The organism is Coleofasciculus sp. FACHB-712, from assembly GCF_014695635.1.
GTDB lineage: Bacteria > Cyanobacteriota > Cyanobacteriia > Cyanobacteriales > FACHB-T130 > FACHB-T130.
Map to the genome: position 1 here is coordinate 1 of NZ_JACJOQ010000674.1, position 6,659 is coordinate 6,659.

At 44.2% G+C, this 6,659-nt stretch carries 7 protein-coding genes and 1 pseudogene; 2 read left to right on the plus strand and 6 right to left on the minus strand.

Annotated features, from left to right (window positions below; translation table 11 throughout):
* Positions 1 to 171: 171 nt before the first annotated feature.
* Entirely contained in the window at positions 172 to 1,257 is a 1,086-nt protein-coding gene (locus H6F50_RS25265) for an RNA ligase family protein (protein ID WP_190430813.1), read from the minus strand.
* A gap of 213 nt (positions 1,258 to 1,470) precedes the next feature.
* Between H6F50_RS25265 and H6F50_RS25270 the strand changes: the two genes are divergently transcribed.
* Entirely contained in the window at positions 1,471 to 1,689 is a 219-nt protein-coding gene (locus tag H6F50_RS25270) for a hypothetical protein (RefSeq protein ID WP_190430814.1), read from the plus strand.
* On the opposite strand, the gene H6F50_RS25275 is transcribed toward H6F50_RS25270, so the two are convergent.
* Together H6F50_RS25275 and H6F50_RS25280 are read right to left on the minus strand one after the other, a co-directional pair.
* Positions 1,686 to 1,922, minus strand: coding sequence for a hypothetical protein (locus tag H6F50_RS25275; RefSeq protein WP_190430815.1), 237 nt, complete (start codon positions 1,920 to 1,922; stop codon positions 1,686 to 1,688). The genes H6F50_RS25270 and H6F50_RS25275 overlap by 4 nt on opposite strands.
* Positions 1,912 to 4,440: a helix-turn-helix domain-containing protein gene (locus H6F50_RS25280; RefSeq protein ID WP_190430816.1), complete on the minus strand. Its 2,529-nt coding sequence runs from the start codon at positions 4,438 to 4,440 to the stop codon at positions 1,912 to 1,914. The genes H6F50_RS25275 and H6F50_RS25280 overlap by 11 nt, the downstream gene beginning before the upstream one ends.
* Before the next feature lie 172 nt (positions 4,441 to 4,612).
* Between H6F50_RS25280 and H6F50_RS25285 the strand changes: the two genes are divergently transcribed.
* Positions 4,613 to 5,248 carry a hypothetical protein gene (locus tag H6F50_RS25285; protein WP_190430817.1) on the plus strand — a complete coding sequence of 212 codons (636 nt, stop codon included), beginning with the start codon at positions 4,613 to 4,615 and terminating at the stop codon, positions 5,246 to 5,248.
* Positions 5,249 to 5,253: 5 nt separating this feature from the next.
* Here the strand turns inward: H6F50_RS25285 and H6F50_RS25290 are convergent, their stop codons facing one another.
* The 3 genes and pseudogenes from H6F50_RS25290 to H6F50_RS25300 all read right to left on the minus strand — a co-directional run.
* Positions 5,254 to 5,934, minus strand: coding sequence for a chromophore lyase CpcT/CpeT (locus tag H6F50_RS25290; RefSeq protein ID WP_199292371.1), 681 nt, complete (start codon positions 5,932 to 5,934; stop codon positions 5,254 to 5,256).
* 15 nt (positions 5,935 to 5,949) lie between these two features.
* Entirely contained in the window at positions 5,950 to 6,366 is a 417-nt protein-coding gene (locus H6F50_RS25295) for a hypothetical protein (RefSeq protein WP_190430818.1), read from the minus strand.
* A gap of 33 nt (positions 6,367 to 6,399) precedes the next feature.
* Positions 6,400 to 6,659, minus strand: a pseudogene (locus tag H6F50_RS25300) (deoxyribodipyrimidine photo-lyase); the annotation flags it as partial.

Sequence of the window (6,659 nt, forward strand, 5' to 3'; positions counted from 1 at the left end):
TTTCCCATTCCGTCTCTATCTTTGGGATTTTCACGATTGATCGCGCTTATGAATTACTTTCATGGTGCAGTTCCCATACCTCTTCAAATGAACGAGTTCCTATTTTCTGCTGCCTAGAGTGACAGAAGAGCGATAGTTAGCCGCTGCTCACCCTACACCTGTTTCTAAATATTATTTTTTGAAGTAATTATTTATCATTTTTTTTGATTCCTGCTCCAATTGTTCGATTAAAGTCTGTTGACTTTTCTCAGGTAAGCTTTTAAAAGTGCTTTCATAAGATTCGTTAAATGTTTCTATTACATCATTCACAAATAATTGAAAAACTTTGTCTATTGCTTTTGGGTCTTTACCAGAAACCCGGCCTACTTTTGATAGAGTATTCATCAATCTATTTTCTGTAACCAATGCAAGCATCGCCTCATGGAGCCATTTTTCATCACTCAAATAGTGAGAAGATGTTGCTAATTTTTGGTCGCCCCACTTTTCTGCCTGATGGAATCGGCTCTCTTCAGCGAATTTTGGAATTTTTCTCTTCAAGACCGGCCTAATTCTTCCCTTGGAAGTATCTATATAGATCGACTTTACAGGTTTAATGACAATCCCTTCCGCCTGATTGCTAAACGGCAATTTGGGTAAACCTAATAAGGCAGGAATGGTAGAATCAAACTCTATCTTCTGTGCAAGCGCTTGTTCGTATTTTCCAGTAAATAGCGGTTTAGCACCCTGCATTTCTACTTGCTGAAATAATTTCAGCGCTTTCTCATAATCTATGTAATCTCGTTTTGCCGTTCTATTATTTTCTTCAATAGCAATATCAAAAGCACAAAACTCAATTTTAGGTGAATAATAGATTCCTGTTTGGACAGCCTGAACACTAGGAACAGGAACTACGTCAGGATGGGGATATTCTCCGCCAAACAATTCCCCATACACAGAAACTCTAAACGTTTCCGGACGTTCCAACTGGATAATTTTGAATATATCTTTGGCTTGTTGGGCTAATTTATATCTAAGCGTTTGATATCCAAAAAAGTCTTCGTCTGGCTGCAATAATTCTTTTCTCTTGGCAAAGCGAACGTCTGAGCCGTCTGCGATTATACAGAAATTCGCCCCGTGAATTTTTTCAGTTACCACCCAGGCAGTTTTCTTGAAAATGCGATAATCTGATTCTGTTAAATTCCAATTATTCGAGCTTTCCGGTATTTTTTCATAGCTGATATGCGTCCAGCCGGTGAAGTTGCTTTCTTGTTTGTCCATCGGTTTTATTTTTTTGGAAAGAAGCTGAGAAAATGCGATCGCGTGGCTGGTTGAGGGATGCGATCGCGATTGAGCCGCTTGTGCCTTGAGTGCCTATGTAATTCAGATCACTCGAAAGGCTGAGAATTTTCACACGTTACTCATCGAAGCGATCGCGCGGCGGGACGGAAAGGGGTGAGATATTAAATATCGTAGAGTTGACGCCCAACAACCATGCTTCCCCAAATCCAACTGCTCCCCGGTGCTATCTCTGAAATCCTAGCTTCTGTCAGCGAAACTGGTATTCTGACTCTGGCTGACCGTTATGGACTGATGGCAGCCGCTCTGGATGAGTCTTTGGATGAGGAAGAAAGAGGTTGCGTCAACAGACTGCTGCGTTCTGTACTCAAAGGACGGGTAATAGTAGTGGCTGACCTCTCCGCTGCCGCTTAATCTCGAAGTAAGGAAATGTGCATTGCTGCTGCCAGGACAATGGGCGTTGAACTCAGCAGCGATCGCATTCTAAAATTTTGAACCAAAATCGCAACTAGATGAAGCTTCAAGCTTATCAAGAGCGATCGCGTGGTTGGTTGAAGGGATGCGATCGCGTGGCTGGTTGAGGGATAAGATGGAGCACAACTCGTGAAGGCAGATTTTCTGCGTGCAGCCGCGATTTTAATTTTCATAGCCGAGAGTAGCGCGGACAGCATTAAGATTTTTACGGACAGTAACACTGAGAGGATAATCTGCCCCCAACCGTTGCTCACAAATAGCCAAGGCTTGTATATATAAGGGTTCAGCGTCCCTATAGCTACCCTGAACATCGTAGAGAACTGCTAGATTATTTAAGCTAGCTGCTACATCAGCATGGTCTTCTCCTAGTATGTTTTTTCTCAGTTCCAAAGCCTGCTCAAAGAATTTTTTAGCCTCGCTATAGAAGGTTTTACGTTGGTAGAAACATCCCAAGTTGTTCAGGCTATTAGCTAAGTTGGGATGGTTATTCCCTAGGCAATGTTGTAATAGTTCTAAAGCTTGTAGAAAAAGCGTTTCTGCTTTGTCCTCAAAACCCTGAAATGAGTAAATTTCTGCCAGGTTATTCAGAATAACTGCCATATCAGGATTATTCTCTCCAAATAAACAGCGGATGAGTTCTAAAGCTTGCAAAAATAATAGTTCTGCTTCGGAGTATCGGCCTTGCTCAAGGTAGAGCGTTGCTAGATTATTCAGTAATTTTATTATTTGAGGTTCTGCCTGTCCTGCCCAGCAGCGAATGAGTTCTAAAGCTTGCAAAAACAGTTGTTCTGCTTCGTGGTATCGACCTTGCTCACAGTAGAGTAATGCCAAATTACTCATCGTTTTCACCGGGGGATGCTCCTGTATCGGTAAGCGCTGATGAAGTTCTAAAGCTTCTAAAAAGAGTGGTTCCGCTTCGTTGTAACGGCTTTGATCACGGTAGAGATTTGCTAGATTATTCAGGGTTAGTGCAACATAACAATTCTCCTCTCCCAGCAAACGACGATAAAGTTCTAACGAACTTACTAAAAGTGGTTCGGCTATACAATAACGACCCTGATATTGGTAGAGGAGTGCCAAATTATTCAGGCTAGTTGCCACTTGAAGATGATCTGAGCCTAAGCGTGATTCAGTAACGGAAAGACACTGCTTTAACCAAGGTTCTGCTAGGTGATACAACCCTTGACCTTGGTAAAACCAGCCTAACCCTGTAAAAGTCCAGATTAAATCATCATTGGCCAGCAAGTTTGTCAAGTTTTTAGCTGCTAGTGCTACATGAGGTATAGCAGGGCTAACTTCTGCAATCACCTCACGGGTTGGCTGCTCAGGAATCTGCTTTGCCACTGCCACCATTGTTCGACAATACGCGATCATTAGATTATCTAGCTGGTCAAACTGTCCCAACTTCTCCCGAAAAAATTCCCGAATCAGCTGATGTAAGAGGTAGGTTCCGTCACCCATGCGCTGAAGCAGATGCAGATTCAGAAGGAAATCGTCTCTCATTTCTTCCAGGTCTTCTGGATCTTGATCGGGCGCGGCTTTTTCCACCAACTTCCAAGGAATGGGAGCAGGAGCAAATAAACTCAGTAGATACCCTAACTGCTTTGCCTCATCGTTCAATGTTTCCCAACTCAACTCAAAGGCTCCTTTCACTGCCCATTTTGCGGTCATGTCTGGATCTCGTTTTTGGAGTGACTTTTCATTGAACCCTTTATCTTCTAGCCGTTGCAGCATTTCTGCCAGCAACAGATCAGGTTTCCGATCCAAATATCGCCCTACTAATTCCAACCCCAAGGGCAAATAACCCAACCCCGCACAGAGTTTTTTAGCTTCGGTTAATTCCTGTTGGATGCGTTCCTCTCCTACAAGTGACACCAACAACTTTAAGGCATCTGGTTCATATAAAACATCTAAGGACAAGGGCTGAATTGACCTACCTAACCGCTGGATTCTTGTTGTCATCAAAACTTTAAAACGTGGTTCCACTGGTGGTAGATATGGCTGGATGCGCTCATAGTCAGTGACATCATCCAAGACTATTAACACATCGCCAGATTGCCAGCGTCGCCAACAGAAATCAACCTGAGTCTTTAAATCCCAATCTTCTAGGGGGTTTAATGCGAACTGCGATCGCGCAAAGCGCACCAACTCAATCCCCATATCCGGTTCTTTTCCTGGTAGCCAGCAAACTCCACCTACGTAGTTAGCTAAATGTTGCTGTGCGTATTGAATCGCCAGTTCCGTTTTGCCTACTCCACCCATCCCAGCGATGGCAGAAATAATCGGTACCTGGCTCTTTTGCTGTAACAACTGGTGTAGAGTTTCGAGTTCACGCGAACGTCCAACAAACTGCTTGGGAATAACACCACTGCGGGGAATATTCTCGTAGCGTGTCGCGCTAACCTCAGATATCTGCTTTGGTTCTGGGGTTTGGAGGGCTGTATTCCACTCGTTGGGATCGACAATATCCGCCGGATGCAAATTTAAGGCTCTGGCAATCTTTTCAATAGCGTCTCTTTGAATCTTGCGTCCCCAATGTGGGTTGAAAAGATGCCTAACCCGATCCAAACTTACATCCGCCTTTTCTGCCAAAATTTCGTGAGTGTATCCCTTCTCCAATCTTTTAGCTTCAAGCCTTGTCAGCCCCTCATGGCTAGCAAAAAAGCCACGAGGCTTACGCTTTTGAGTCATAGATAACGGATAGATTCAGTTACGGCTACTAATACCTTAGCCAGCTTCAAGTGTCTTGTGGGAATGCAGATAACTGATTTTAACTATCTGTACCTATCTGCATTGATTCTCTCTGTTGTCAGCCCTGTTTACCTCGATATGCTCCAAATCGTAACTTTGAGGTATCCCATCCATGACCCAGCTTAACGGCGCATATATCGGCTATCCTGGCTGTCACGTCCACGACCTTATTTCACCAGATGATTTTGATAGTGAATTAAATATTCCCCATGTTGAAGAAATAATCAAATTTGGTCGCAGTATTGGGATATCAAAAATTACCATCAAACCGGGTTATGAACAATGGTGGAACATTCTCCATGAAATTGGTCACTTTGCTGTCAAGCCTGATAGCTATATTCAAATGTGGCGATCGCATGGAGCGCCCGACGGTATTCCTAATCTAAACTGGTTTGCTGGTCAGAACGTAATTAAACCCGAAGATCCAACACCTGATGAGTGGGGAGTCCGAGCTTGGTGCTTATCAGTTTTAGAATTGAAAGGCTGGCTCAATCCCCTACAATGTATTGATTGGCCTGTCGCTAATGACTGGGAAGGACGAGGAAGAAATAACCCTCATTTGTGGATGAAGTCAGAAATAACTAGTCGTTGTCATCCCCTCTATAAAAATGGATTTAGGCAATTAGCAGCTATAGGTATCGACTTCAACCGTGGCATCTTGCGTCCCACAAAAGAAATCGTGACTGTTGGCTGGCAACCAGTGTTTCGTTGGCAGGTTGCCGAAAGTACAGAGGACATCAGCTTTTAATGGATTCACCGACTCGCGCTTGGCTGAACCCATCGAAACTGATAAGGTTCACCTTTTGACCCCCAAACTTGATTTCCTGCGGCATCAAAAGCCCGATCTAATGTGTCCATTCCCGTAGAATGCAACACAATTCTATTTGTTACTTTCACTGCGCCTTTGTAGTCGCTGGAACAACCTGCCTTCGGTGTCTCGCCGATGTAGTTCTCACCGTCAGGTTTTAAAAATACGCTGCATTTAGCAGCACCAATATCGGTTAATTTGATGACACGTTTTGCTTCTGGTTTGCTACATAGACCAATCAAAGCTTCTGGTGTTGGTGGTTTAAATGATTGCGATTCTATGCTTTGGTTATCAGCACTGGGGGCAATTTTTAGGAATCTCTGCCGATAGGGTTTGGCAAGATTCTGAGACATGGCTTGTTCTTGGTAGAGGAAAACTACCTTGGGATTTTTTTTAGTATTTTCTACGCTGACTTTACAGGTAGTCATTCTCACATTTGGGGCTTTGGGATTGGCTTGCGCTTGTGCAGACGTGTCCATTACTCCGACTAAATGCGACACTACTTCCCCAACTTGTTGCTGCATTGGTATCGATTGGATATTCGTTGCTGGACGCGAATAAGCCGCAGTGCTAGTTGAGGAGACAAGGGCGATCGCGATCAAACTCCGAGTTCTTGTGTTCTTCACAATAGTCTCCCAGTGCTAATCAAAAACATAACGTTCGGCAACGCGCCAGTAGCGAGAAAAGCGCTTAAGGTCAATATATCCGTCGTATTTCACAAACGGCTCAACAGGTAACACTTCGATAGGCAGCGATTCCTCAATTTTGTCGCAAATGCCGTCAAAACGGGGGCTAGGACTTTCTGCTGTAACGATTCCATCGGCACTGTGTTCCTTGGCAAAAGCGATAACTTCAACAGCGACATCCCCACGTCGAATCGTTACTGGAAGTTCTAGCAAACATTCATAAATAAAAGTAATCCGCTTGAGACTCAGCTGCCACTCTTCAATCAAAGCATCGTCCCAAACCCATATCGCGGGGCTTTCAGGGTATGCTTGCAATGCGGGATTTCCAGGACTTAAACAGTCTCCATGCACCCAAATTATCGGCTGTTTCATTAATTCAAGACTCACGCACTCAAAACTCACGCACTACCGACGCTTCTTCCCGCGCTGAAAACTCTTGCTACCGCCACTTCGATCGAAACTTTGAGATTTAGGAAACAATCGCTTCTCTAGTTCATCGTAGCTGCCCTCGAAGTCACAATGACCGTACAGGGGGCATTGGCGGCAATAGATGCCATCCGTATAGCGTTCTAAGTTCTCCCGGTTAAAGAAATAAGGCTTTTGGCTAAAGGTGCTGGCAACCCACTGCCAGGAGAGATTATTGCTGGCTGGATCGCCATCCAGTA